The organism is Vibrio sp. TAP-3B, from assembly GCF_057784735.1.
Genome location: NZ_CM173495.1, coordinates 410,111 through 435,624, shown reverse-complemented (window position 1 = coordinate 435,624; position 25,514 = coordinate 410,111). Strand labels below are relative to the sequence as shown.

Annotated in this window: 23 protein-coding genes; 5 read left to right on the top strand and 18 right to left on the bottom strand. The window is 44.9% G+C overall.

Annotation, left to right across the window (positions count from 1 at the left end):
* Positions 1-17: 17 nt before the first annotated feature.
* The 4 genes from menB to AC3D28_RS02125 are packed head-to-tail and all read right to left on the bottom strand — an operon-like array spanning position 18 to position 4,713.
* Complete coding sequence (gene menB / locus AC3D28_RS02140) at positions 18-884, bottom strand: 1,4-dihydroxy-2-naphthoyl-CoA synthase (RefSeq protein ID WP_488535384.1); 867 nt, start codon at positions 882-884, stop codon at positions 18-20.
* A complete protein-coding gene (gene menH, locus AC3D28_RS02135; protein WP_488535383.1) occupies positions 877-1,704 on the bottom strand; it encodes a 2-succinyl-6-hydroxy-2,4-cyclohexadiene-1-carboxylate synthase in 828 nt (275 codons plus the stop codon). The genes menB and menH overlap by 8 nt, the downstream gene beginning before the upstream one ends.
* The gene (gene menD / locus AC3D28_RS02130) at positions 1,691-3,409 is read right to left on the bottom strand and encodes a 2-succinyl-5-enolpyruvyl-6-hydroxy-3-cyclohexene-1-carboxylic-acid synthase (protein WP_488535382.1); all 1,719 of its coding nucleotides are present in this window, start codon (positions 3,407-3,409) and stop codon (positions 1,691-1,693) included. The genes menH and menD overlap by 14 nt, the downstream gene beginning before the upstream one ends.
* Positions 3,406-4,713 carry an isochorismate synthase gene (locus tag AC3D28_RS02125; RefSeq protein WP_488535381.1) on the bottom strand — a complete coding sequence of 436 codons (1,308 nt, stop codon included), beginning with the start codon at positions 4,711-4,713 and terminating at the stop codon, positions 3,406-3,408. Before AC3D28_RS02125 ends, menD begins: the two co-directional genes overlap by 4 nt.
* Positions 4,714-4,930: 217 nt before the next feature.
* Here AC3D28_RS02125 and AC3D28_RS02120 point away from each other — a divergent pair, with 217 nt between their 5' ends.
* The 3 genes from AC3D28_RS02120 (at position 4,931) to AC3D28_RS02110 (ending at position 8,144) form a co-directional block, all read left to right on the top strand.
* Positions 4,931-6,145 carry a pyridoxal phosphate-dependent aminotransferase gene (locus tag AC3D28_RS02120; protein WP_098416088.1) on the top strand — a complete coding sequence of 405 codons (1,215 nt, stop codon included), beginning with the start codon at positions 4,931-4,933 and terminating at the stop codon, positions 6,143-6,145.
* A 76-nt stretch (positions 6,146-6,221) separates the two neighbouring features.
* On the top strand, positions 6,222-6,806 hold the full coding sequence (gene yfbR, locus AC3D28_RS02115) for a 5'-deoxynucleotidase (RefSeq protein ID WP_488535380.1): 585 nt from the start codon (positions 6,222-6,224) through the stop codon (positions 6,804-6,806).
* Positions 6,807-6,821: 15 nt separating this feature from the next.
* A complete protein-coding gene (locus tag AC3D28_RS02110; RefSeq protein WP_488535379.1) occupies positions 6,822-8,144 on the top strand; it encodes an anti-phage deoxyguanosine triphosphatase in 1,323 nt (440 codons plus the stop codon).
* A 7-nt stretch (positions 8,145-8,151) separates the two neighbouring features.
* Here the strand turns inward: AC3D28_RS02110 and AC3D28_RS02105 are convergent, their stop codons facing one another.
* Positions 8,152-8,766 (bottom strand): tRNA-uridine aminocarboxypropyltransferase, encoded by a 615-nt coding sequence (locus AC3D28_RS02105; protein WP_488535378.1) that lies wholly within the window; start codon positions 8,764-8,766, stop codon positions 8,152-8,154.
* 3 nt (positions 8,767-8,769) lie between these two features.
* Between AC3D28_RS02105 and rrtA the strand changes: the two genes are divergently transcribed.
* Positions 8,770-9,321 (top strand): rhombosortase, encoded by a 552-nt coding sequence (gene rrtA / locus AC3D28_RS02100; RefSeq protein ID WP_488535377.1) that lies wholly within the window; start codon positions 8,770-8,772, stop codon positions 9,319-9,321.
* 102 nt (positions 9,322-9,423) lie between these two features.
* On the opposite strand, the gene AC3D28_RS02095 is transcribed toward rrtA, so the two are convergent.
* The 7 genes from AC3D28_RS02095 to tig all read right to left on the bottom strand — a co-directional run bounded on the left by AC3D28_RS02095 (position 9,424) and on the right by tig (position 18,419).
* Positions 9,424-9,708: a ComEA family DNA-binding protein gene (locus tag AC3D28_RS02095; RefSeq protein ID WP_488536035.1), complete on the bottom strand. Its 285-nt coding sequence runs from the start codon at positions 9,706-9,708 to the stop codon at positions 9,424-9,426.
* A gap of 315 nt (positions 9,709-10,023) precedes the next feature.
* Positions 10,024-11,883 carry a peptidylprolyl isomerase gene (gene ppiD, locus AC3D28_RS02090; RefSeq protein ID WP_488535376.1) on the bottom strand — a complete coding sequence of 620 codons (1,860 nt, stop codon included), beginning with the start codon at positions 11,881-11,883 and terminating at the stop codon, positions 10,024-10,026.
* Between the two features lie 201 nt (positions 11,884-12,084).
* Complete coding sequence (locus tag AC3D28_RS02085; protein WP_098416427.1) at positions 12,085-12,357, bottom strand: HU family DNA-binding protein; 273 nt, start codon at positions 12,355-12,357, stop codon at positions 12,085-12,087.
* A gap of 190 nt (positions 12,358-12,547) precedes the next feature.
* Positions 12,548-14,899: an endopeptidase La gene (lon, locus tag AC3D28_RS02080; RefSeq protein WP_488535375.1), complete on the bottom strand. Its 2,352-nt coding sequence runs from the start codon at positions 14,897-14,899 to the stop codon at positions 12,548-12,550.
* Positions 14,900-15,028: 129 nt separating this feature from the next.
* Positions 15,029-16,309, bottom strand: a complete 1,281-nt coding sequence (gene clpX / locus AC3D28_RS02075) for an ATP-dependent protease ATP-binding subunit ClpX (RefSeq protein WP_488535374.1) — start codon at positions 16,307-16,309, stop codon at positions 15,029-15,031.
* A gap of 70 nt (positions 16,310-16,379) precedes the next feature.
* Complete coding sequence (clpP, locus tag AC3D28_RS02070; RefSeq protein WP_098416097.1) at positions 16,380-17,006, bottom strand: ATP-dependent Clp endopeptidase proteolytic subunit ClpP; 627 nt, start codon at positions 17,004-17,006, stop codon at positions 16,380-16,382.
* A 105-nt stretch (positions 17,007-17,111) separates the two neighbouring features.
* A complete protein-coding gene (gene tig / locus AC3D28_RS02065) occupies positions 17,112-18,419 on the bottom strand; it encodes a trigger factor (protein ID WP_098416098.1) in 1,308 nt (435 codons plus the stop codon).
* A gap of 879 nt (positions 18,420-19,298) precedes the next feature.
* Between tig and AC3D28_RS02060 the strand changes: the two genes are divergently transcribed.
* Positions 19,299-19,481 (top strand): hypothetical protein, encoded by a 183-nt coding sequence (locus AC3D28_RS02060; protein ID WP_098416428.1) that lies wholly within the window; start codon positions 19,299-19,301, stop codon positions 19,479-19,481.
* Positions 19,482-19,572: 91 nt separating this feature from the next.
* Here AC3D28_RS02060 and purF read toward each other — a convergent pair whose 3' ends face one another.
* The 6 genes from purF to truA all read right to left on the bottom strand — a co-directional run bounded on the left by purF (position 19,573) and on the right by truA (position 25,496).
* Positions 19,573-21,087, bottom strand: coding sequence for an amidophosphoribosyltransferase (gene purF / locus AC3D28_RS02055; RefSeq protein ID WP_098416099.1), 1,515 nt, complete (start codon positions 21,085-21,087; stop codon positions 19,573-19,575).
* Between the two features lie 36 nt (positions 21,088-21,123).
* Positions 21,124-21,615, bottom strand: a complete 492-nt coding sequence (locus AC3D28_RS02050; protein WP_098416100.1) for a CvpA family protein — start codon at positions 21,613-21,615, stop codon at positions 21,124-21,126.
* Positions 21,616-21,676: 61 nt separating this feature from the next.
* A complete protein-coding gene (locus tag AC3D28_RS02045) occupies positions 21,677-22,270 on the bottom strand; it encodes an SPOR domain-containing protein (RefSeq protein ID WP_488535373.1) in 594 nt (197 codons plus the stop codon).
* Between the two features lie 14 nt (positions 22,271-22,284).
* Complete coding sequence (gene folC, locus AC3D28_RS02040; protein WP_488535372.1) at positions 22,285-23,547, bottom strand: bifunctional tetrahydrofolate synthase/dihydrofolate synthase; 1,263 nt, start codon at positions 23,545-23,547, stop codon at positions 22,285-22,287.
* Positions 23,548-23,591: 44 nt separating this feature from the next.
* Positions 23,592-24,518 carry an acetyl-CoA carboxylase, carboxyltransferase subunit beta gene (gene accD / locus AC3D28_RS02035; RefSeq protein WP_098416103.1) on the bottom strand — a complete coding sequence of 309 codons (927 nt, stop codon included), beginning with the start codon at positions 24,516-24,518 and terminating at the stop codon, positions 23,592-23,594.
* Between the two features lie 183 nt (positions 24,519-24,701).
* Positions 24,702-25,496 carry a tRNA pseudouridine(38-40) synthase TruA gene (gene truA, locus AC3D28_RS02030; RefSeq protein WP_488535371.1) on the bottom strand — a complete coding sequence of 265 codons (795 nt, stop codon included), beginning with the start codon at positions 25,494-25,496 and terminating at the stop codon, positions 24,702-24,704.
* Between the last annotated feature and the right edge of the window lie 18 nt (positions 25,497-25,514).

The window sequence follows — 25,514 nt, the reverse complement described above, 5'->3', positions numbered from 1 at the left end:
TCCTCTTTTTATACGGATTATGGGTTACGAGGGAACTTATCGAAATCTGGACGACGTTTCTCGTTAAAAGCATTACGACCTTCTTGGCCTTCATCGGTCATGTAGAACATCATTGTTGCGTTGCCTGCAAGTTCTTGTAGCCCCGCTTGACCATCACAGTCTGCATTCAATGCCGCTTTCAAACAGCGTAGTGCCATTGGGCTGTGTTGCAGAACTTCACGACACCAACGCACGGTTTCTTTCTCTAGATCCGATAGTGGTACAACCGTGTTGACCAAGCCCATGTCTACCGCTTCTTGAGCATTGTAGAAACGACATAGGAACCAGATTTCACGTGCTTTCTTCTGGCCTACGATACGAGCCATGTAAGACGCGCCCCAACCACCATCAAATGAACCCACTTTAGGGCCCGTTTGACCAAACTGTGCGTTGTCCGCTGCAATGGTTAGGTCACACATCATGTGCAAGACATGACCGCCGCCAACCGCCCAGCCGGCAACTGATGCGATCACAGGTTTTGGACAAGTTCGAATATCGCGTTGGAAGTCCAATACGTTTAAGTGGTGTGTACCTTGGTCGTCTTTATAGCCGCCGTAGTCACCACGGATCTTCTGGTCGCCGCCAGAACAGAATGCGTCTTCACCTAGACCTGTCAGAATGATCACGCCAACACCAGAGTCATAACGCGCATCTGCCAACGCATCAATCATCTCTTTTACGGTTTGAGGGCGGAATGCATTACGCACTTGAGGGCGTGCAATGGTAATTTTCGCGATACCATCTTCAGATTTATGGTAGTGAATATCCTCGTATTTCTCGCCGCAATCTTTCCATTGAACCGGAGCGTAAAGTTCTTCTTCAGAAATGCCTACTGTTTTAGCCATGGTGATTCCCATTGTTCTCGTTACTCTCACCAAAGTGAGATTGAATTATTTGCTTAATATGCATCGCAAATTGTTGAGGCTGCTCTTGATGGACGTTATGCCCTGCGCCTTCAACTTGTCGATACGCCAACCCGCTACGTTGTGCCAGTTGGCTAAGTTTTTGGTCTTTCGCACCACACAAGTAATACATCGGTATGTTCTGCTTTTTCAGTGTGGGCAACAAATACGCCTGCTTGGCTAACGATGTTGCCATCAGCATGCCCGCGACCGCCGAGCCAAGATTATCACTTCGCTTCGCAATTAATGTTTGTCTTTGCTCATGGTTTAGTGAAGAAAACACCGCTTGCTGATACCAATCGTTCAAAACACGTTCAAGTGGTTCAGTTTTGAAACGCTCTGCCCAGCGAGCATCATTCTCCAATCTCACCTGTTTCTCTGACTCAGTTTGAAGCCCGAAGTTTCCCCCTTCAACAATTGCGCCCACAATATTGAGATCTGGGAAGCATTGATTGGCAATACCATGCATCGCAATACGGCCACCCATTGAATAACCTATCAAAATAAGTGGTTGTTGTGAGAGAAATAATAAAGATAATGTGGAATTAAGAAGTTTGCAGCAGTCATCGAGATCGTTGCACTTTGTAAACTGACTGCGACCATGACCAGGAAGGTCTATAACGACTCGTTCAAACTGAGTCAGCCCATCCAAACAAGCTTTCCAATCAGCACCATTTCCTAACAAGCCATGCAAAAACACCAGAGTGGGAAGATCACCACTTTGGTGTTTTTCAGTTGGAGAGAAACGCTCAGAGTGAAGCATGCAGGCTCTTATTAAATGCCTTTATCAACTCTGCGGCTTGGCTTGGTGGGGTTTGGACTTCCACCAGCAGTGTGCCTTGGTCGCCCGACAGATGCTCGGCAACCATTGCTTGATACATTTCTAACGTAGTTGGCTTCTCATACTTTAAACCAAACTGTTTGGCTGCATGTTCAAACTGATAACCGTGGGGCATTTGGTAGTACGCAGTGCGATGCTCCTGAGGCACCGGTAACATATCGAAAATTGCGCCACCATCATTGTTTGTGACCACAAGCACCGTCGGCAGTTTATTGTGAGAAAACAGCGCCAGTGAATTGAGATCATACAATGCTGATGTGTCACCGATATACATCAGTAACGGATTACCTTTTGCTCGTTGCACGCCTGATGCGGTAGCAAACAAACCGTCAATTCCTGACGCGCCTCGATTAGTGAACACTTCTACATCATCAAGTTTGCCGTACATATCGACAAGTCGAACAAACAAACTGTTACCCAAAAAGACATCAGCGTTTTTAGTGCGCTCATTGATGTCTGCTGCCAACGCAATTTCGTCAATGGTAGAAACAGAATAAGATAGGAAGGCTTCTTCGATACGTTGATGAACTCGCTTGACTTCATTCGCTAACCGATCAGCCCAACCAGCGAATATTGACTTCTCAAAACTAACGCGAGAAACCCAAGCTTGAGGAGGCTCAACCCAGTGCATTTGCGCCAGATGATTTTGGTTATTACGGTCCATACGCGGCGAGATATACCAGTACTGAACGTCTTTACTTTGTTGATTTTGCGAAACTTGTTTATCAATCCACTGGTTCAAACGCTTGGAGATGATTCGGCTACCAAATTGGATAATAAGTTCACAAGACTCAAACTCGTTTACGAACTCGGGAAGTTGAAGCCATACATCGTAATGCGCCCAATCCGAACGGAGACCACTTTGCGGGTCTGCCAGTATCGGCCATCCCATCTTTTGTGCAAATGCCTGCGCCGACTTCGCTTGTTCAAGCGGTAAGCTGCCAATCACAACCAAGCCTTTTTTATCCGCACAAGACGGGATGTGCGCCTGTGACAAGTGGCTAAAACGCTGGGTATAAGTACCACTTCCTTTTCGCCATCCGGCTACCGAGTCTAAGTAAGTTTGATAATCCGCTTTTGCGCCGTTGGAATACAAAGGCTCTGGAAATGCACAGTTAATATGAACAGCACTGCCTTGCAGTTGCTGAGTAAACATCACTTCGTCAACAGAGGTCAGCAACCAATTAAGCGATGTTGTTAAAGCTGGGCTTGGTAAATTCAAGCTGGCCGAAACATGATGCGAAAAAATACCCAACTGGTTAATCGCTTGGTTTGCGCCACAGCCAACGAGCTCCACCGGACGGTCCGCAGTGAGCAGCACCAGCTTTTCACCAGTAAGCCTAGCCTCCGCAACGGCTGGTAATAAGTTCGCCACTGCCGTACCAGAGGTAACGATAATTGCCACCGGCTCCTGAGTGGCTTTCGCTAAGCCAAGAGCCATAAAGCCGAGACCACGCTCATCAAAATGAGTATGGATGGAAAAGTTCGGCTGGTCTGCGGCCTCAAGAGTGAGAGGGGTAGAACGCGAACCCGGGGCGATACAAACATGCTTAACGCCAAATCGCTGAAGCTCAATCAATAGGGTTGCTGACCAAATTCGATTGAGCACCGCTTGGTCATGATTCATGATGCGACTCCCAACGGCGGATGATCAGAAATCAGCGTAAGCAACGTCGACATTTTCTTATCAAGTTCTGCCCACTCATGTTCAGCAACGGATCCTGGCACAATACCAGCCCCCGCAAACAGTTGTACTTGGTCACCGAGCACAAGCGCGCTTCTGATCGCGACACAAAACTCTGCTCGTTCATGGCTGATGTAACCCATTGACCCCGCATACCAGCCGCGCGCAAAGGGCTCATTATCAAGAATAAACTGCATGGATTCTTGTCGAGGTAAGCCAGCAACCGCCGCCGTCGGCTGAAGCGCCGACAGTAACTGAACACCGTTGACCCCCGCCTTTAGGTTGGCGTGGATATTTCGTTTAAGATGCTGCACTTTTCGTAGCCTAACTAGCCTTGGCTCCGTCTCTACTTCAATAGTTTCGGAGTGAGGTGACAAGCGTTCGATAATGTCATCAACCACATATTGGTTTTCGTTGAGGTTCTTTTGATCTTGGGATAACCAATTCGCCAACTGCATATCTTGAGTGGCGTTGTCACCTCGGCCGATCGTGCCTGCCAACGCTTCCGTGTGAAGTTCATGCCCTATCCGAGAATATAAACGCTCGGGCGTTGAGCCCATAAAACTGTGCTTGCTGTCTAGGCTTAACATAAAGTGGAAGCTATGATGGTTATTCAAATAGCTTGCTTTAAGCAGTTGCGCCGCACTCAAAGTATTGTCAAGTTGCACCGTGGAACGACGCGCCAATACCACCTTTTTAAAATCATCATTCTCAATGCCCGTCAGCACTTTATGCACTAACTGGTCCCACTGAGATTTACTTGGAGTATGCACAATAGAACGAATATGCGAGGAAACTGGCGATAACGTCGCAACCTCACAGACGAGTTTATTCAACCCTGTTAGGGTACAAGCCTTGTCTTCTGAAATATTCACGGCCAGAGACCATTGCTGATCCAATCGAATTAACTCAATTTGAGGCAAAAAGAAGAAAGAAGGCATACAGCGACGATTCTTCTCATGCTGGCCATCAAAAGAGCGTCCACCCCAGACCCGTTGCCCTTCACCTAGAATGGTGTAAGCCGGGCCTGGCTCAACAAAGGCGTGTAATTGCCCTAGTGCAACGACCTCTTCACGAGTATCGCGGGACTGCCAGTAAAATTTAGGGAAAAGGGGTTGTGCATCAAGCCAATCGATAAATGAGAAATTAGGTTTCTCGCTCAGGGGCTCGACCAGACGTGTTTGATTGCCTTCCGCTTGCTGAACTCGCTCGATAATTCTCTTTACGGCTTGATGGAACTGTGACAAATCAACCTCGTAGTAGGTGAGGACAAATGGTAACTGACGGCTACTCTAAGTTTAGACCTAAAGCAAATCAAGGTCGTATGCGATCTTTTGCAAAATCCTGTGATAGTAAGCGAGCAAAAACCAACCAGCACAACGATAATTTAAAGATATATATTCTAATAAAAAACAAATTATTGTATTTTAATAAAGAAATTAACGAATTTTTAGGAATTGTACAATGCAAAATATCGGGATGTCGTCAAAACTCGATAATGTCTGCTATGACATTAGGGGTCCTGTACTCAAACATGCTAAGCGCATGGAGGAAGAAGGGCATAAAATCCTAAAGCTAAACATTGGTAACCCTGCCCCTTTTGGTTTTGACGCCCCTGACGAGATTTTAGTCGATGTGATTCGTAATCTGCCGACGTCTCAAGGCTATTGTGATTCCAAAGGTATTTACTCTGCTCGTAAAGCGGTTGTTCAACACTATCAGCGTAAAGGTATCCGATCTCTAGATGTCGAGGACGTGTATGTGGGCAACGGCGCGTCTGAACTTATTGTTATGGCAATGCAAGCGTTGTTAAATAATGGCGATGAAATGCTGATCCCAGCGCCAGACTATCCGTTATGGACAGCCTCGGTGGCATTGTCTGGCGGCAAACCAGTCCATTACCTATGTGATGAGCAAGCGGATTGGTATCCTGATTTAGACGACATCAAAAAGAAAATCACGCCGAAAACTCGCGGTATTGTGCTTATCAACCCCAATAACCCAACCGGTGCCGTATACAGCCGTGACTTCTTACTAGAAGTGATTGAAATCGCTCGTCAGCACAAATTAATCATTTTTGCAGATGAGATCTACGACAAAGTTCTGTATGACGGTGCAACGCATACCTCTGTGGCAACATTAACTGAAGATGTCTTGGTCATGACCTTTAACGGCCTATCCAAAGCTTATCGAGTTTGCGGTTTCCGTGGTGGGTGGATGTTTTTAACTGGGCCCAAACACCTTGCCCAAGGCTATGTGAATGGTTTGGAATTGCTTTCCTCGATGCGTCTTTGTGCGAACGTACCGATGCAGCATGCCATTCAAACTGCGCTAGGAGGCTATCAGAGCATCAATGAGCTGCTTCTACCTGGCGGCCGCCTGCTAGAGCAACGTAACCGTGCTTACGAATTAATCAATCAAATTCCTGGTGTCTCTTGTGTCAAACCGAAAGGCGCCATGTACTTATTCCCTAAAATTGATACCAAGATGTACAACATAACCAATGATCAGCAAATGGTATTAGACTTCTTGAAACAAGAAAAAGTACTGTTAGTACAGGGGTCAGGTTTCAACTGGCCGAAGCCAGATCACTTTCGCATCGTAACGTTACCTCATGTTGAAGATCTTGAAATCGCTATTGGGCGCTTCGAACGCTTCTTATCGACTTACAGCCAGTAGTAATTAGTGTTCAACTCTCATATGCTTAGAGGAACTCCTAGTGAGTTCCTTTTTTACACCAGAAACGGAGAAAACCATGAAAGAGAGCCATTTTTTCGCCCACCTGGCTAGAATGAAGCTGATCCAACGCTGGCCATTGATGCGCTCTATATCACCAGAAAACGTTTCAGAACATAGTTTACAAGTTGCTTTTGTCGCTCATGCTCTCGCCTTAATCAAAAATAAAAAATTCGGTGGTGCTCTCAATCCGGAGCGCATAGCCATTCTCGCAATGTATCATGACTCCAGTGAAGTTCTTACAGGGGACTTACCGACCCCCGTTAAGTACTACAACCCGGAAATTTCAAAAGAATATAAGAAGATAGAGGCAGCCGCAGAGCAAAAGTTGCTGTCTATGTTACCTGAAGAATTTCAAGATAATTTTGCGCCCTATCTGCTTTCTCATTCTGCTCACGAGGACGATGCTAAAATCGTCAAACAAGCAGATTCACTCTGCGCTTACCTTAAATGCCTAGAAGAGTTAAGTGCTGGTAATCACGAGTTTGCCTTGGCCAAAAAACGTCTTGAAATCACCTTACAAGAGCGCAAAACACCAGAGATGGATTACTTTCTCAATACTTTTGCACCTAGCTTCGAACTGTCGCTGGACGAAATCAGTTAGCCTACGGAGAGACAAGTGTCGTTTGAATTACCCCCACAATGGTTAGCACGCCATAACGATGAACATAAGATCCGCCGTGACGATCACCGCAGTCCATATCAACGTGATCGAGCACGAATCCTCCATTCGGCGGCCTTTCGACGCTTACAAGCTAAAACACAAGTACACGGAAATAGTTTAGAAGATTTCCACCGCAGCCGTTTAACACACTCTCTAGAAGCGGCACAATTAGGGACAGGTATCGTTGCTCAACTTAAGAAAAAGCAGTCCGAATTCCGTGACTTATTGCCTTCGGACAGCTTGATTGACTCCTTGTGTTTAGCCCACGATATCGGCCACCCTCCCTATGGCCATGGCGGCGAGGTCGCGCTCAACTATATGATGCGTGAGCATGGTGGCTTTGAAGGCAACGCACAAACATTTCGTATTGTCACCAAATTAGAACCTTATACCGAGCACTTTGGCATGAACTTATCCCGCCGCACTCTGCTTGGCTTGATTAAGTACCCAGCCTTCATTAGTCAAACTCGCTCCGTCAAATTACCTAAACCAGCCGAGCATCAGCGCAAACTAAAAGCTAAGGAATGGAGCCCAGCCAAAGGCATTTACGATTGCGATAAAGACTTGTTTGATTGGGTAATAGCACCTCTTTCTAACAACGACAAAGCACTGCTTAGTCAAATGCGGTCTAAACCAGAGTCAGAGTTTGGGCACAGTAAGACACGTTTTAAATCACTCGATTGTTCCATCATGGAGCTGGCGGATGATATTGCCTATGGTGTGCATGATTTAGAAGACGCGATCGTACTGAGTATGGTAACTCGCCAACAATGGCAAGAAGGAGCAGCGAGCCAATTGGCCGATTGTGGCGACCCTTGGTTTGAAGCACATATTCATTCCATCGGCCAAATGCTGTTTAGCGGTAAGCATCATGAACGAAAAGATGCGATCGGCGGAATGGTCAATGCGCTGCTAACCAGTATTTCAATCAAAGTCGTGGATGAGCCGTTTAGTAATCCATTGCTGTCTTGGAACGCGTATTTAGAGCCGCCAATGGCCAAAGCACTCGATGTACTAAAACACTTCGTGAGTCAGTATGTGATCCAAGTCCCGCAGGTCCAGATAGTGGAATACAAAGGTCAACAAATTATTATGGATATTTTTGAGGCACTAACGGCAGATCCTGAGCGCTTACTGCCAATTCACACCAGAGATCTTTGGTGCCAGGTAAATAATGAAAGTGACCAGATGAGAGTCATCGCTGATTATATTTCCGCGATGACCGATGGCCATGCACAAAAACTGCACCGTCAACTGTTCTCTTCCATCGTGCTTTAACAATCAATCAATCTTTCAGGTAGTTTTTTTCAAATACGCCCGGAGGCATCTGGGCAATTTGAAACTCAATCATCTTCTCAAATACATGCAACAGTGGGGTAAAGTCCCTTTCCGGCTCTAACAGGCTAAGGGCATGATAACCCGCCTCAACCGTTGATAAGCTATTCTGTGATGGCGCCTTACGGATCGTGTAATGACCTCGCAGCTCTTGAGGTAACTTTACCGTTGGCAAACTGTGTAAGTTAGCTGAGAGCAGCCAGATCTTATAAGCTTTTCTCCATGTCCCATCCAGCAAAATAAGCCGCACTTTTTGAGCTTGGGAGCTCACATTGTTCGTCAATTCTGAAAGACACAGAGATTGATCAGACGGATAAAGAATAAAATGCTGATAACACTCATCGGCAAGCAATTTGTTTAAAATCGCATTGTTGGAAAAGTCTTCACCAATCAAACAAGTACAGTTGTTTAGGCTCAAATTGAGAATCCGTGCCGTACCAAGTGAACGATGTTCTTCACTCACATGCTGAAGAATGATAAGTTCCACCTCGCTTATTAGCGGTATAATCCATTGGCAAATACAAGCTTTGCGTGATTTTCCACATTGAGAACAATAACGAGACATAGAGTGAACCTTTATACATTGCTGAGCATCATCAGCATTATCTGTTTAATACTTCAATTCGAACCAATGGCAAGCCTAACCGAATGGCACGCTTACAATATACGTCATGGCGAATGGTGGCGAATCGTAACAGGAAACCTCACACATACCAACTTTGCACATTTAGCCATGAACTTGACTGGGTTATGGGTGATTAGCTTTATTTTTCGCCCAAGTACCCGTAACTTCCTGACCGTCTTCTCGCTAATTTGTACGTTTGTTGGCACGATGAACTTATTTACGAATATGTCGGTATATGTTGGCTTATCCGGAGTGCTACACGGATTATTCGGTTTTTGGGCACTAAGGGAGGTATTTGAAAGCAGAAGAAGCAGTGCACTATTAGTTGCTGGCCTCATCGCTAAAATTGTATGGGAGCAACTCTATGGCCCTTCTGCCAGTACTGTTGAAATGATTGGTGCTCGTGTTGCAATCGAGGCACATCTATTTGGGGCCGTTGGAGGACTCGGAATGGCGCTACTAGAAAAAAGCTTTCACCGTCGTCTATTTGGATAGATTAGACAAAATCCCGAACCACGTAAGAGAGTCGGTTCGGGAAACAATGAGACAAAAATGGCTTCAATCCCAGCTTACGCCAGCTCAAAAATATTCCTTCGTCTACAGTAAAATACGGTCTTCGTTTTTCTTTACTGTCACTTCACCGATACCTTTTACGCTCGTCAAATCAGCGGCGGTCTTAAAAGGTCCGTGCTCAGCACGATACTCAACAATGCTTTGCGCTTTCTTTTCACCAATGCCTTTCAGCATGGTCGCAATCTCTTCTACCGAAGCGGTATTGATATTTACCGTAATTTCAATTCCTTCATACTTGTCAGTAACAGAGTCTGCTGCAAAGCTAAATGGTGCAAATACACACAAGCACAACGTCAAAATCCATTTCATATTGAACATACAATCTCCAAAAGGTAGTGGGCTAATACTCGGCCACAGTAAATAATTGATCAGAAATAGCGTAGGAAAATACTTGAGAACAAGGCAAAAATCTTGATAAGCCATGACTTCTACAGCCAAAAATTTTTAACGTCGCTATCGGTATTTTAATAATCTAGAAGATCAAGTGTTTACCACAACTGATATAACTTAAACGCGCATTAATTTAAGCAATGCATGTTGAAGATTGAAGTTGATAGAGACAAAAATAAAACGGGCCGCTTATGCGGCCCGTTTTGGTTAACATACAAATTACATCATTAGTGTTTAGTTGCTCACAATAAAGTACTCAATATCAGTATTGGCGCGGAGTACGGCTAGTACAGAAGAGAGGTCTTGCTGAGAAGAGGCGCGTTGCATTTGCATTGCCACCTGTTCTTCTAGTTCGCTATCTAACTCAGTACTGACAGCATCAAGCTCGATGATAACAATGTTGCCTTCAAGATCTTTAGACTGACCATAAACTGGCTTACCATCAACTGGTTTAGCCATCGCGAACACCGTTGTTGCCAACGGATCACGGCGATCCACAGTTTCTTGCTCACCAAACGCTAGGTTGTTTTCAGCCAGTACTTCTGTATTGCCTTTTTTCAATGCCGCTACAACTTTTGTTCCAAGTTCCAGTGCATCTTGCTCTGCTTTAACACGAGATAGTTCTGCAACCACCTGATCTTTCACTTTTTCAAGCGGAAGAATGGTTTCGTCACGCATATCTTCAACGCGAACGACAATGATGTGCTCTGGTGCGATTTCAATCGCTTCAGAGTTCAGACCATCCTCTTTCACTTCAGGGCTTAAGATTGCTTGCATGACAGCAGGGGTACGAAGCACTTCCGGTGCATCAATTTGAGAGATAAAGTCAGTCGTCTTCACCTCCTGATTAACCGCTTGAGACGCATCGTACAGAGAGTCAGGATATTCAAACGCTACGCGTTCAAGTTCGTTTTGTAACTCATAGAACTGGTCAACTGCTTGTTGGTCGGCCATCTCTTGCTTGATTTCAGCAGATACTTCAGAAAACGGCTTCGCCACAGAATTTTTTAGCTCTTCAAGCTTGATAATATGGTAACCAAAATCTGACTTCACTAGTCCAGAGATATCGCCTGGGTTCTTAAGCGCAAATGCTGCATCTTCAAAGGAAGGGTCCATCACATCACGCTCAATCCAACCTAGGTCACCGCCGTTTTCAGCACTTCCAAAGTCATCAGATTTTTCTTGAGCAAGTGTCGCAAAATTTGCGCCGGCATTGAGTGCGTCAAGTACGGCTTGTGCTTTCGCTTCGTCATCACCTTCAACAAGAATATGCGCCACGCGACGTTGCTCTTCAGAAGAATATTTATCTAGGTTCTCGTCGTAATACTTTCTAACGTCTTCGTCAGATACTGTAACCTGCTTTTTCAGTGCTTCTGCAGAAAGCTCGATATACGCAACTTTAACCTGCTCTGGACGAGTAAAGTTATCTGGGTTCGTTTGGTAGTACTCTTGAATTTCTTCTTCAGTCAACTCAATATTTTTTGCAAACTCAGCAAGGTCGATAGTGACAGTGCGAATATCACGAGTTTGAGTAAACAACTTACCTTCTGCCTGTACTTCACCTGGTAATGTAAACTCACTTGTCTGCAATGCATTAAGCAGTTGCTCGCGCACCAATTCACGACGCATATACTCAGCGAAAGTGTCTGGAGAGAAGCCTGCACGACGCAGAGATGCTTGGTAGATATCTTGGTCGAATTGACCGTTAGATTGAAATTGAGGCATTTCCAGAATCATACTGCGCACTTGAGTATCGCTAATTCGCAGACCTAATGCTTCGGCTTGTTGGTCAAGCAAAACATCATTAATCATTCTGTCGAGCACTGACTTGCGAAACGATTCAACGTATGCAGGGTCAGCTAGCATTTGAGAGAAGTAGTCACCCAATTGAGTTTGCATGCGATTACGCTCGTTTTGGTAAGCCATCTCGAACTCACCTCGAGGAATCTCGGTATTGCCGACTTTCGCTGCAGAATTGTTGTTACCACCAACGATGTAGCTACCTACACCTGCAAATACGAACGACAGGATGATAAGTCCAAGGATTATTTTGACCGCGATGCTATTCACGCCCTCGCGTAGTCGATCCATCATAATTTAACTGCTCTCCACAACTGAAGCTACTGCTTCTATCTAATAGAAATAATGGCGCAATAATAACAGAAAAAGAAATGCGCATCAGTATGATGCGCATAATTTAAAAAAGTTCGGCTCGAAGTTTGTAAATTTTTGTTCGAAACTTGCTGCTTGAGCAAAAAGTTAAGCAAAGAGCCGATTGCCGAAGTCACGCTCTAATTAGTTACAAGCGTCTTTTAGTGCTTTACCAGCCTTAAAAGAAGGTACTTTGGCTTCTGCGATTTGGATTTCTTCACCCGTTTTTGGGTTACGACCAGTACGTGCAGCGCGAGTACGAACACTGAATGTACCGAAACCAACCAGAGCAACTTGCTCACCAGACTGAAGCGTGCCACTTACTGCTTCGATGAGTGCATCTAGAGCACGACCCGCTGACGCTTTAGAAATGTCTGCATTTTCTGCAATTTGTTCGACTAACTGAGTTTTATTCACTGTAATTTCCCCTTGTGTCATCTGTGATTATTTTTTTGATGACTTTCGTTCCATAATTAAGAAAACATGCCTCACCCCTTACTCATCAAGGGCTGACAGCTATCGAAACTAACTTAGCGCCCAAAAAAAACGCTGACAAGCCTTTTTAGACTTATCAGCGTAAACTTTTACTTATTTTTGCTGCATATCACTATTTTTCAGCTTCAAACTCAACGCCCGTCGGGTCTCGCTCGAGTGCAACTTTCAGTACTTCATCAATCCAACGTACCGGAATAACTTCCAGATCAGTGATCACGTTATCAGGAATCTCTTCCAAATCACGTTCGTTATCTTTTGGGATCAATACCGTCTTAATACCGCCACGATGTGCCGCAAGTAACTTCTCTTTTAGACCACCAATAGGTAGAACTTCACCACGTAAAGTGATCTCACCGGTCATCGCCACTTCAGCTTTAACAGGGTTACCCGTCAAGCTCGATACCAATGCCGTACACATAGCAGTACCAGCACTTGGACCATCTTTTGGTGTCGCGCCTTCAGGCACATGCACGTGGATATCTCGCTTCTCGTAGAAGTCAGCGTTGATACCCAGCTTTTCTGCACGAGAGCGAACCACCGTCATCGCAGCTTGGATAGACTCCTGCATTACGTCACCAAGAGAACCCGTTTGTGTCAGCTTACCTTTACCTGGCATAGACTGTGTTTCGATCGTTAACAGGTCACCACCCACTTCAGTCCAAGCTAAACCTGTCACTTGACCAATGCGGTTACTTTCTTCTGCTTTGCCGTAATCGAAACGCTGAACACCTAAATACTCTTTCAGATTATCCATCGTAACCGTTACCGACTTAAGATCGCTATCCAGTAAGATATTCTTCACTGCTTTACGACAGATCTTAGAAATCTCACGCTCTAGGTTACGAACACCCGCTTCACGCGTGTAGTAACGAATGATGCCAACAATCGCTGAATCTTCAATAACGATCTCATTTGGTTTCAGACCGTTACGTTTCACCTGTTTTTCAACAAGGTGACGTTTCGCAATGTTCAGTTTCTCATCTTCTGTATAACCAGATAGACGGATCACCTCCATACGATCTAGCAATGGTCCTGGGATGTTCATCGAGTTAGAAGTTGCCACAAACATAACGTCGGACAAGTCATAATCCACTTCTAAATAGTGGTCGTTGAACGAGTTGTTCTGTTCAGGATCTAACACTTCTAGTAATGCTGATGCCGGATCGCCACGCATATCTGAGGACATTTTATCGATTTCGTCCAGCAAGAACAGTGGGTTTCTCACCCCCACTTTCGACATTTTCTGAATCAACTTACCTGGCAATGAGCCAATATAAGTACGACGGTGACCGCGAATTTCTGCTTCGTCACGTACACCACCCAGAGCCATACGAACATACTTACGACCCGTCGCCGATGCAATTGAACGACCTAAAGAGGTTTTACCCACGCCAGGAGGACCAACCAGACAAAGGATCGGACCTTTTAATTTATTGATACGGTTTTGCACTGCCAAGTATTCGAGAATTCGTTCTTTGACACGGTCTAAACCATAATGATCTTCGTTCAGAATTTCTTCTGCTTTCGCAAGATTCTTCTTAACTTTAGAACGTTTAGCCCATGGTACGCTGACCATCCAATCAATGTAGCTACGTACAACCGTTGCCTCGGCAGACATTGGAGACATCATCTTGAGCTTTTGTAGCTCTTGCTCTGTCTTCTCGCGCGCCTCTTGAGGCATTTTCGATGCGTCGATTTTTTCTTGTAGCGCTTCAAACTCGTCTGGCGCGTCTTCCATCTCACCGAGCTCTTTCTGAATCGCTTTCATTTGCTCATTCAGATAGTACTCTCGCTGAGATTTTTCCATTTGTTTTTTAACGCGACCACGAATGCGTTTTTCGACTTGTAGAAGATCAATCTCTGATTCCATCTGGCCCATCAGAAATTCCAGACGCTCAGTCACTTCAACGATTTCAAGTACTTGTTGTTTATCTACTAATTTGAGAGGCATGTGCGCTGCGATGGTATCCGCTAGACGCGCGGCTTCATCAATGCCATTCAGTGATGTGAGAACTTCTGGTGGGATCTTTTTGTTTAGCTTAATAAAGCCTTCAAATTGATTGATCGCACTGCGAACAATCACTTCTTGCTCACGCTCTTCCAATTCTGGTGTCACAACGAATTCAGCTTCCGCTAAGAAGAAGTCGCTTTCTTTAAAGTGATCAATTCTTGCTCGTTGCTGACCTTCAACCAGTACTTTTACTGTACCATCAGGGAGCTTCAGAAGCTGGAGAATGGTGGCCACCGTACCCACTTCAAATAGGTCGTCAACCGTAGGCTCGTCAGTATCTGCTTGCTTTTGTGCCACAAGCAGAACTTGTTTGTTGGTTTCCATCGCCGTTTCTAGACAGCTAATCGATTTCTCACGACCAACAAACAATGGAATAACCATGTGCGGGTAGACCACTACGTCACGTAGAGGTAATACCGGGATCTCGATACGCTCGGAACGTTCCAAGTTCATAAAATTCTCTCTTCCGCTTTCACGTTTAACGTATTACTTAGGCAGTATATGGGGGCTAATTATTTGGATTCAATAAGAGAAATAAAAAAAGGAGGTAATTACTTACCTCCTTTTTATTTATGGCTATATTTATTCTGCGCCAGCGGCCTGATTATCGGCATTGCTATAAATAAGCAATGGCTCTGACTCACCATTAATGACTGATTCATCAATCACGACTTTACTAACATCTGTTTCAGATGGTAATTCGTACATGGTTTCAAGAAGCACACCTTCAAGAATTGAACGTAAGCCACGAGCGCCTGTTTTACGCTCCATTGCTTTTTTCGCAATAGCGCGAAGCGCATCTTCACGGAATTCTAGTTCTGCGTTTTCAAGTTCAAACAATGCTGCATATTGCTTAGTTAATGCGTTCTTCGGCTCACATAGGATCTGAATTAACGCTTCTTCATCAAGCTCAGTTAACGTTGTTGTCACTGGTAGACGACCAATAAATTCTGGGATTAGGCCGTATTTGACCAGATCCTCAGGCTCAACCTGAGAAAATAGCTCGCCTACTGTCTTCGATTCATTCTTAGAACGAACTTCAGCACCAAAACCAATACCAGTACCTGTCGCCACACGCTGTTCAATCACTTTATCTAGGCCAGCAAAAGCACCACCGCAGATGAACAAAATCTTAGACGTGTCCACTTGGAGGAATTCTTGTTGAGGATGCTTACGACCACCTTGAGGTGGTACTGAAGCAACCGTACCTTCGATAAGTTTCAATAGCGCTTGCTGAACACCTTCTCCCGACACGTCACGCGTAATCGATGGGTTCTCAGCTTTACGAGAAATTTTGTCAATTTCATCAATGTATACAATGCCGCGCTCAGCTTTAGCAACATCGTAATCACATTTTTGCAGAAGCTTTTGGATGATATTTTCAACGTCTTCACCCACATAACCCGCTTCGGTCAGTGTTGTCGCGTCTGCCATTGTAAATGGCACATCCAAGAATCGAGCTAATGTCTCAGCAAGCAGCGTTTTACCGCTACCTGTTGGACCAATAAGAAGAATGTTACTTTTACCAAGCTCCACACCTTCACTCGTTGTATCACCATTACGTAAACGCTTGTAGTGGTTATATACCGCAACTGCGAGCACTTTTTTCGCGTAATCTTGCCCTATCACATATTCGTCAAGGTGCTCACGGATCTGTTTAGGCGTTGGTAACGCTTCAGACTCTTTCTTAGGGAGAACATCCTTGATTTCTTCGCGAATAATATCGTTACATAAGTCGACACACTCGTCGCAAATGTATACTGAAGGACCTGCAATTAGCTTGCGAACTTCGTGCTGACTCTTGCCGCAGAAAGAGCAGTACAGCAATTTACCGCTGCCACTTTCTTTGCTTTTATCTGTCATTCGCTAACCTCTTAGCCTTTACTCTTCATGAATCAGTGTATATCAAATTTAGCCAAAATGCGCTGGCTAATTACTCGCCGCGGTGGCTTAACACTGCATCCACAATACCGTATTCCACAGCCTGCTCTGATGCCATGAAGTTGTCGCGATCGGTGTCGCGCTCAATCACCTCAAGAGGTTGGCCTGTATGTTCTGCTAACAGCATGTTTAACTTCTGTTTAATGCTCAGAATTTCCTGGGCATGGATTTGGATATCAGAAGCTTGACCCTGGAAACCACCCAGTGGTTGGTGGATCATCACACGAGAGTTTGGCAGTACGTAACGCTTACCTGGCGCACCACCTGCTAGCAGGAAGGCCCCCATAGAGCATGCTTGCCCCATACATACAGTGCTTACATTTGGCTTAATAAACTGCATGGTGTCGTAGATAGACATACCCGCAGTCACGCTGCCGCCCGGAGAGTTGATGTATAGGAAAATATCTTTATCTGGATTTTCAGATTCTAGGAAAAGCAGCTGAGCCACGACAAGGTTTGCCATGTGGTCTTCCACTGGACCCGTTAAAAAAATCACGCGTTCTTTAAGCAGACGTGAGTAGATGTCGTAAGAGCGTTCGCCTCGGGAAGTTTGTTCAACCACCATTGGCACTAACGCGTCCATAATTGGCGACATTGCATTTTTTTCTTGGTAGCTCATATTCTTATGTCCCTAAAATAAATGGCCCGGATGATGCCTATCATACGGACCATTGTTAGCAGAATAGTTAACGTTAAGTCAACCTCCTACGCTAGATATTGCTTATTAAGCAGCAGGTTGTTGCTGATTAAGAAGCTCGTTAAAGCCTACTTCTTTCTCAGAAACCTGTGCTTTAGCGATGATCGCGTCGATTGCTTGTTCTTCTAGAGCAACGTTGCGCATATTGTTCATCATTTCTTCGTTTTGCTCATAGTAAGCAACAACTTCTGATGGGTCTTCGTATGCAGTAGCCATATCTTCGATTAGCGCTTTAACTTTCTCGTCGTCCGCTTTTAGCTCTTCAGATTTGATTACTTCACCTAGCAGAAGACCAACTACTACGCGACGCTTAGCTTGTTCTTCGAACAGTTCACGTGGCAGTTGTGCCGCTGCTTCTGGGTTACCACCGAAGCGTTGAGCCGCTTGTTGACGTAGAACTTGGATTTCTTGCTCAATAAGTGCTGTTGGTACGTTGATGTCGTTTTGCTCAACGAGACCGTCGATAGCTTGCTCTTTGATGCGGTTTTTAACCGCTTGCTTCAGTTCGCGCTCCATGTTCTTGCGAACTTCAGCTTTAAGCGCTTCAACACCGCCTTCGGCTACGCCAAACTTAGCAACGAATTCGTCATTTAGTTCAGGTAGTTCACGAGCTTCAACTTTGTTTACTTTGATTGAGAACTTAGCTACTTTACCTTTTAGGTTTTCAGCATGGTAGTCTTCTGGGAAAGTCACGTCGATGTCGAATTCCATACCAGCCGTTTTGCCTGCGATACCGTCTTCGAAACCTGGGATCATACGTCCAGCACCCATTTCTAGTGGGAAGTTCTCAGCTTTACCGCCTTCGAACTCTTCACCGTCAATAGAACCAACAAAGTCAATGCTTACGCGCTTGCCGTCTTCAGCAGCTTCGTCAACTTCAACCCAATTTGCTTGTTGTTTACGTAGAGTGTCAATCATCTCTTCTACGTCCGCATCTTTCACTTCTGTTTTTGGCTTTTCAACAGTGATGTTTTCTAAGCCTTTTAGTTCGACTTCTGGGTAAACTTCAAAAGTTGCAGTAAAAACTAGGTCTGCACCTTCTTTGTTTTCTACAGGAGCAAAAGTAGGAGCGCCAGCAGGGTTAACCTTCTCTTTCACGATCGCTTCGATGAAGTGACGTTGCATAACCTCACCTAACACGTCTTGACGTACAGCTTTGCCGTACATCTTAGCAACCATTTTTAGAGGCACTTTACCCTTACGGAAACCATCGAAACGACGGTTTTTAGCGATATTGCGTAGTTCAGCTGTTACAGCGTCTTCGATGTTTGCAGCTGGAACAGTAATGTTTAGACGGCGTTCTAGGCCCTCTAGCGTTTCAACAGTAACTTGCATTATTTATAAACCTCTAAAGTGGCTCGGTTTTCCGAGCGTATGAGCGGTACTCTGCGGAGTACACGCTTCATCCTTGTGTAGTGTTCTGTCCGAACACCTAATTTAGAATCGAGCATCGATGCCGTTTATCAGCACCTGACTAATCAGTGATATCTTCGGCGAAACTACCAAAGGTGCCTCCTATTAGCCTCAGGACAGAATTTTTAGACGCGACATTCTAGCGATCTGTCGCTACTCTGTCGAGCCAGTAGCCACTATGTGGGCATTGTCTGCGCTAAATTCTCGAATACTGTCCTATTTTTTATTAAAAAATGGGATTCAAACAGCGCTAGCATATCTAGAATGGGGACAATAGCGACTTTTTCAAGAGAATCGGCTGGTTTTTTTATTGAAAACCGTAAAAAGAGATCTTGCTCTTGTTTTATTCCACCGAGTTGAAAACTAAAGCCCCATTTTTACCACAAATCATTAACATTCATTACGTCGGCAAAGAAAAGGTTTAAGAAATATAAGCATGCCATAAGAGATCGTATTCTACTGATTATTCAACTTATATTTCTTATGTGCCCTCATCGGCAGCCGTAAGATTTCTCCGAGTAGAGAGCAATTATAGCCCGATAAACACTAATCTCAGATTGTGATCACGAGCAGATATCTAGAATCGAACAATGCAGCCAATAAAGTAACAGCCGTCAAGAACGGTTATGTATCTGATGCTGACACCACTAAACCTGAATGTACCTGAAAAACTTTCGCCGATAAATGTATCACTATCAAATAGATAAATACCTGTACAAATAAAACGTGGCTAGCGGTTTGTCGTTATATCCAAGTTGAATCATAATTTTTAATAACGGCCTCTTTATGGTTCATATGGATATGAATGAGAAAGTGAGAATACCGATCATTACCAATACTGTATTGGTGGAGGGTCATTATCAAGAAGAAAGGCGCTTTGGCGAAGAGCGCCGCAAGAACAAAAAGAAGTGGCCTTGGTATGAGCGCAGAATATATCCCGACCCACGAAAACCCAAATGTAAGCCGATAGACGAAGAGGTGTGAACAATCACACCTCGACTGCTGACAATGAATCTATCATTGAGCTTCGTCAGGTACCCGAACCGAGCTGCTCTCTCATTTTATCACGATAAAATTAAGCGCCTTCGTTATGTAATTCTAGGTTTGCAAGATCTTGTTGGATTTCTAGCTGTGTCTTCGCGTCATCGTTGCGAATACCATCTAAAAAGTCTAGATACTTCTGATCGATATCACCTGTCACGTACTCACCATTGAAAACCGATGTATCGAACTGGTTAATGTCTTGGTTACCAAAACCAACCGCTTCAACCAAATCTTCTAAACGTTGGTAAATCAGCGCATCCGCGCCAATCTGTTTACAAATAGTGTCATTGTCTCGGCCATGTGCGATCAGTTCTGTTGCACTTGGCATGTCGATTCCATACACATTCGGGAAACGCACTTCTGGCGCAGCAGAAACCATAAATACTTTGTTCGCGCCCGAGTCACGCGCCATCTCGATAATCTGTTCTGATGTTGTACCACGGACGATGGAGTCATCAACCAACAGTACATTTTTACCTTTGAACTCAGAGCGAATCGCATTCAACTTTCGACGTACGGACTTCTTACGCTGTTGCTGACCCGGCATAATAAATGTCCGACCTACATAACGGTTTTTCACGAAGCCTTGGCGATAGGGTTTATTGATCGCTTGAGCAATCTGCAGTGCGATATCACAAGATGTTTCTGGGATTGGAATGACCACATCAATATCAAGCTCTGAGAAATCTTCACGGATACGTTCGCCCAATTTCTTACCCATCTCTACACGTGCGCTATAAACCGAAATCTTATCAATGAATGAGTCAGGGCGAGCAAAATAAACGAATTCGAAAATGCATGGGTTGAGCTTAGGGTTGTCCGCACATTGTTTCGTGAATAACTCACCATCGAAGGTAGCGTAAATAGCTTCACCAGGTGAAACATCACGAACAAAATCAAAACCAACTGCATCCAGGGCAACAGATTCAGACGCTACCATGTATTCAGCTTTACCATCCACTTCGCGCTTGCCCAGACATAATGGACGAATACCGTTTGGGTCGCGAAAAGCGATCATGCCGTGGCCGATAATCATTGCTGTCACAGCGTAAGCACCACGAATGGTACGATGCACATTGGTGACAGCTCGGAATACATCTTCTGTGGTGACGTTTCCTTTTACCGAATCAATTTCGTGAGCAAGGACGTTGAGTAGGACTTCTGAATCTGAAGTGGTGTTGATGTGACGGCGATCTTTCTCGAACAGCTTTTGCCGAACTTCATGTGCGTTGGTTAAATTACCATTGTGGGCAAGAGTAATACCGAAAGGAGAGTTTACGTAGAAAGGCTGTGCTTCTGACGAGCTCGAACTGCCTGCGGTTGGGTAACGAACGTGGCCGATCCCGACCTCCCCTTGTAAGCGCTGCATGTGTCTTGCTTCAAACACATCGGTAACTAAACCATTCGCCTTACGCAGACGAAAACGATTGCTTTCTATGGTACAAATACCAGCGGCATCTTGGCCACGATGCTGTAACACCGTTAACGCGTCATAAATAGACTGGTTTACAGGCGTTGTGCCCACAATTCCAACAATACCACACATGTCCTAATCCTCGATTTGCGACAGTAGCTGGCACTACTAGATAGTGCCAGACAGAAAACTCGATGTTGCTTGTAAATGCTCGAAAAATGGCGCAATCACACGTTGAAACTCAGGAAGCAACTGTGATGCATTCCACCAATCCGAGCTTGGGAATGCCGTAAACGCATCCATAAAAAACAGCACCGCAGAAACGATTAACACCCCACGTAAACCACCAAATACCATCCCAAGAAGTCGGTCAGTACCTGACAGCCCTGTTTTTTGTACCAGTTGACCAATGACGTAATTCACCACTGCACCAACTACCAAGGTTGCGACGAATAAGGCCGCTATTGCCGCTCCGTTTCGAAACATGTCGTCTTCGATGTTGGTGAAGTACACCGCTAATTTGGCATAATAATTACTGGAGATAAAAAATGCTCCAAACCAAATAACCAAAGACAAGGCTTCTTTAACAAAACCGCGAACTAAACTGATCAGAGCTGAAAGTCCGATCACACCTAAAATGATAAAATCTATCCAATTCATGCTTTCTTCATCTTAAGTTGGCGCGCATTTTAACAGAAAAAATGCTGACGCAAACGTTTTCTTATGGATTTAATGGCTTAAATTTAAGCAACTGACCTTTTGAACCTGTGATTTTTTGTAATTCCTTGACCTGTCGTTCAAGTTTACTTTTTGACACATCAGGACCAACAATCACTCTTGTAAACTCGTTTTCTTGCTTCATGTGAGCTTGGTAACCACGCTTTTGCAAATCGGCGACAAGCGCGACAGCGTTTTCGTGGTTTTTGAGCGCCATCAACTGAATAATCCACGCAGAATCTGCGTATTGATTTTTTTCTTCAACGGGGCGCGTTGCTACCTCTACTTTTTCTGATTGTTTAGTAGCTTCTGGTTGCGAAGGCTCCGTTAACTCTGGCTTAGAAACAGCGAGCTGGGTGTCTTTCGACCCTTGCACTACGGCTTCAACAGGGGAGTTCGGTAACGCAATATCATCTTCCACGGGCTCTAATATTTCGAAGTTTTCCACATCACTATCAAGCTCAGGCTTGATAGGTATGCTGGCAAACTCTTCTTTATAGTGCAGTTTCTGACCATCTAGCACATCTGGGAGAACAATCACTCCGACTGCGACTAGAATGATGGTACCGACTAAACGGCTTTGGAATTTACTTGCCATCAAAATACCTTTGCTTATTTATTCTTTGATTGCCAATGTTCCAATACCTCTCCAACAGTATGGAATGAACCAACCACTAAAATGACGTCTTCTTGTTTCGAGCTTTCTCTCGCATGTTCAAATGCATCAACAGGTGTTTGGAACTGAGCTTGTCCATCAGGTAAGTATTGGCACAGCTCACCAGCTGTCGCCGCTCTCGGTCCGGTTAACGACGCTGGATACCATTGTGTTGCAATTGGAGTTAGCGCTTCAATGGTTGCTTGAATGTCTTTGTCATGCAGCATCGCGACCACAATATGGATATTCTTACCCAAATATTGGTGCTTCACTTTCTCGACCAAGTATTCAGCAGAGTGCGGGTTGTGTGCAACATCAAGTACGATCGTCGGATCGTTCTGCAGCACCTGCATTCGACCCGCAAGTCGAGCATTATTCAAACCATTTACGATGTTTATGTCACTGATTTGCAATTCTGATGCACCCAACGCCATCAATGCCGTCGCCGCGTTTGGCAGAGGAAGAGATGGGATAGGTAAGTCTTCTAACCCAAATGCCCCGCAACTCCACTTCCACCCGTTCTCCGTTAACTGATAATCATATTGAATACCAACTTGGAAAAACTCCGCGCCTATATCATCCGAATGTGCAGCTACGGTCGCTGGAGGCGTTGATTGACCACAAATTGCTGGTTTCCCTGGACGGTAGATCCCCGCTTTTTCGAAACCAATCACATTAATATCGTCACCCAACCACTCCACATGATCGATGGCTAAACTCGTGATCACGGAAACATCATGCTCAACGACGTTCGTTGCATCTAAGCGACCACCAAGGCCCACTTCGAGCAATACAACGTCAACTTTTTCTACTTGAAAAATACGCAATGCGGCTAATGTGCCAAATTCAAATAAGCTTAGGCTGATATCGGCGCGCTGTTTTTCGATGTAATCAAATACTTCACAGTGCTTGCTGTCTTGTACATCGACACCGTTGATGCGTATACGCTCGTTATAGCGAATAAGGTGGGGAGAACTATACACGCCTACAGAGTAACCAGCGTCTAACAGAACCGCTTCCATTAGTGCACACGTTGAGCCCTTACCATTGGTGCCGGCAACGGTGATAACAATAGGAGCAGGTTTGGTGAGGTTGGCTTTGTTTGCCACCGCTTGGACGCGGTCTAAGCCAAGGTCAATTGCTGAAGAATGAATATTTGCTAAATAGTCAAGCCACACCTCTAAAGAGGATGTGGCTTGAGGAATAGGATTTTGGGTCATCTAACTGTAACCATCAAATTCTTTGGTTTATGTTAGTTGTTACTTTACCCTTTTTCGTCGACTTCTGGTACAGAATATGGTTCTTCATTTGGAGATTCGTTAACCGAAACGACCAAAGGAGATTTATGGTTCGTCATCTTAGCGATTAAACCACCGACACGTTGACGCATCTCGCGGCGGTCAACAATCATATCAATCGCACCATGCTCTAGGAGGAATTCACTACGTTGGAAGCCTTCAGGAAGGTCTTCACGTACTGTCTGCTCAATCACACGTCGACCAGCAAAACCGATCAGAGCTTTAGGTTCACCAATATTGATATCGCCTAACATTGCCAAACTCGCCGATACGCCACCCATTGTTGGATCAGTCAGTACCGAAATAAATGGCAAGCCTTTCTCAGACAAACGCTCAAGCGCAGCACTGGTTTTCGCCATTTGCATTAGAGACATTAATGCCTCTTGCATACGTGCACCACCACTTGCCGAGAAACAAACCAGCGCACAGTTGTTTTCAATTGCCGCATCGACTGCTTTAACGAAACGAGCACCGACGACAGAGCCCATTGACCCTCCCATAAAGGAGAATTCAAACGCACATGTCACGAGTGGCATGCCTAGCAGCTCACCCTGCATTACAATAAGCGCATCCTTTTCACCACTGTTTTTTTGTGCTGCTGAGAGACGCTCTTTGTATCGCTTAGAATCTTTAAACTTCAGTTTGTCTTGTGGCTCAAGTTCAGTGCCTAGTTCAACATGATTGCCTTCATCTAAGAATGTTTCCAAACGACGACGCGCTTTCATGCGCATGTGATGGCTACACTTAGGGCAAACTTCTAGGTTGCGCTCAAGCTCTGCATGGTATAAAACCTGCTCACAAGAGGTACATTTAGTCCACACCCCCTCTGGGATTGAAGCTTTACGTGAACTTACAAGGTTACTTTTCTCTAAAATCTTTTCAAGCCAACTCATGGAAGACCTTTTCTCTCAAATCTTACGCTGTATTACGAAAGATATAAATTCGACATAATAACGAGGAATTAAACCATATATTGCCGCTACTGTAGATAAAAAACTGGTTGTACCTATTTTTGATATCGTCAACAACGGCCTCTAGGCTAAACACTACCGACATTTTGGAAGCAGTTTGTGAATTTAGTTCAAATTATTTGGTAAAAACAGTGGACCAATCGGAACTTCTGGTAAGCCAAACTCTTCAGGATAGTCCACGTCAACCAAATACAAACCTTCAGCTTTCGCAGTCGCACCAGCCAGTTTGCGGTCTTTGGCCTCTAACAACCACTCAATCCACTCTGGACTTTCTTCACCACGTCCGACTTTTATCAAGCTCCCCGTGATGTTACGTACCATATGATGCACGAACGCATTGGCTTTGATATCAATAACCACATAATCTCCATGACGCGTCACGTTTAGATGCATCAAGTTACGAAATGGGCTTCGAGACTGACAATGCGCCGCTCGGAATGAAGTAAAATCATTTTCACCCAACAGGTATTGACCCGCTTCGTGCATTGTTCTCTCGTCTAACTCACCATGGTAATGGCTAACCCCTGAGTTGAGGATACCTGGACGCAGAGCATGATTGAAAATAATGTAACGATAACGACGCGCTGTCGCTGAGAATCGCGCGTGGAAATCATCTGATACGTGTTTCGCCCAGCGAACCGCAATATCGCTTGGCATGTTCGCGTTTGCACCCATAGTCCAAGCTACCATTTTTCGACTTACGTTGGTATCGAAGTGAACGACTTGCCCGGTACCATGGACCCCTGCGTCGGTACGCCCCGCACACTGCACTTCTACGGGATGATTGGCGACGACAGATAACGCTTTCTCTAGCGCCTCTTGAACACTTTCCACATCCCTTTGGCGCTGCCAACCAAAGTAGTTTGTACCGTTGTATTCGATACCTAATGCGATTCTCATCTTAACCTTCGAACTCTA

Bases quoted from the DNA above. Each gene is read 5' to 3' on its own strand.
- menB (WP_488535384.1), bottom strand. From the start codon at position 884: ATGGCTAAAACAGTAGGCATTTCTGAAGAAGAACTTTACGCTCCGGTT.
- menH (WP_488535383.1), bottom strand. From the start codon at position 1,704: ATGCTTCACTCTGAGCGTTTCTCTCCAACTGAAAAACACCAAAGTGGT.
- menD (WP_488535382.1), bottom strand. From the start codon at position 3,409: ATGAATCATGACCAAGCGGTGCTCAATCGAATTTGGTCAGCAACCCTA.
- AC3D28_RS02120 (WP_098416088.1), top strand. From the start codon at position 4,931: ATGCAAAATATCGGGATGTCGTCAAAACTCGATAATGTCTGCTATGAC.
- yfbR (WP_488535380.1), top strand. From the start codon at position 6,222: ATGAAAGAGAGCCATTTTTTCGCCCACCTGGCTAGAATGAAGCTGATC.
- AC3D28_RS02105 (WP_488535378.1), bottom strand. From the start codon at position 8,766: ATGTCTCGTTATTGTTCTCAATGTGGAAAATCACGCAAAGCTTGTATT.
- AC3D28_RS02095 (WP_488536035.1), bottom strand. From the start codon at position 9,708: ATGAAATGGATTTTGACGTTGTGCTTGTGTGTATTTGCACCATTTAGC.
- ppiD (WP_488535376.1), bottom strand. From the start codon at position 11,883: ATGATGGATCGACTACGCGAGGGCGTGAATAGCATCGCGGTCAAAATA.
- lon (WP_488535375.1), bottom strand. From the start codon at position 14,899: ATGAACTTGGAACGTTCCGAGCGTATCGAGATCCCGGTATTACCTCTA.
- clpX (WP_488535374.1), bottom strand. From the start codon at position 16,309: ATGACAGATAAAAGCAAAGAAAGTGGCAGCGGTAAATTGCTGTACTGC.
- clpP (WP_098416097.1), bottom strand. From the start codon at position 17,006: ATGAGCTACCAAGAAAAAAATGCAATGTCGCCAATTATGGACGCGTTA.
- tig (WP_098416098.1), bottom strand. From the start codon at position 18,419: ATGCAAGTTACTGTTGAAACGCTAGAGGGCCTAGAACGCCGTCTAAAC.
- AC3D28_RS02060 (WP_098416428.1), top strand. From the start codon at position 19,299: ATGAATGAGAAAGTGAGAATACCGATCATTACCAATACTGTATTGGTG.
- purF (WP_098416099.1), bottom strand. From the start codon at position 21,087: ATGTGTGGTATTGTTGGAATTGTGGGCACAACGCCTGTAAACCAGTCT.
- AC3D28_RS02050 (WP_098416100.1), bottom strand. From the start codon at position 21,615: ATGAATTGGATAGATTTTATCATTTTAGGTGTGATCGGACTTTCAGCT.
- AC3D28_RS02045 (WP_488535373.1), bottom strand. From the start codon at position 22,270: ATGGCAAGTAAATTCCAAAGCCGTTTAGTCGGTACCATCATTCTAGTC.
- folC (WP_488535372.1), bottom strand. From the start codon at position 23,547: ATGACCCAAAATCCTATTCCTCAAGCCACATCCTCTTTAGAGGTGTGG.
- accD (WP_098416103.1), bottom strand. From the start codon at position 24,518: ATGAGTTGGCTTGAAAAGATTTTAGAGAAAAGTAACCTTGTAAGTTCA.
- truA (WP_488535371.1), bottom strand. From the start codon at position 25,496: ATGAGAATCGCATTAGGTATCGAATACAACGGTACAAACTACTTTGGT.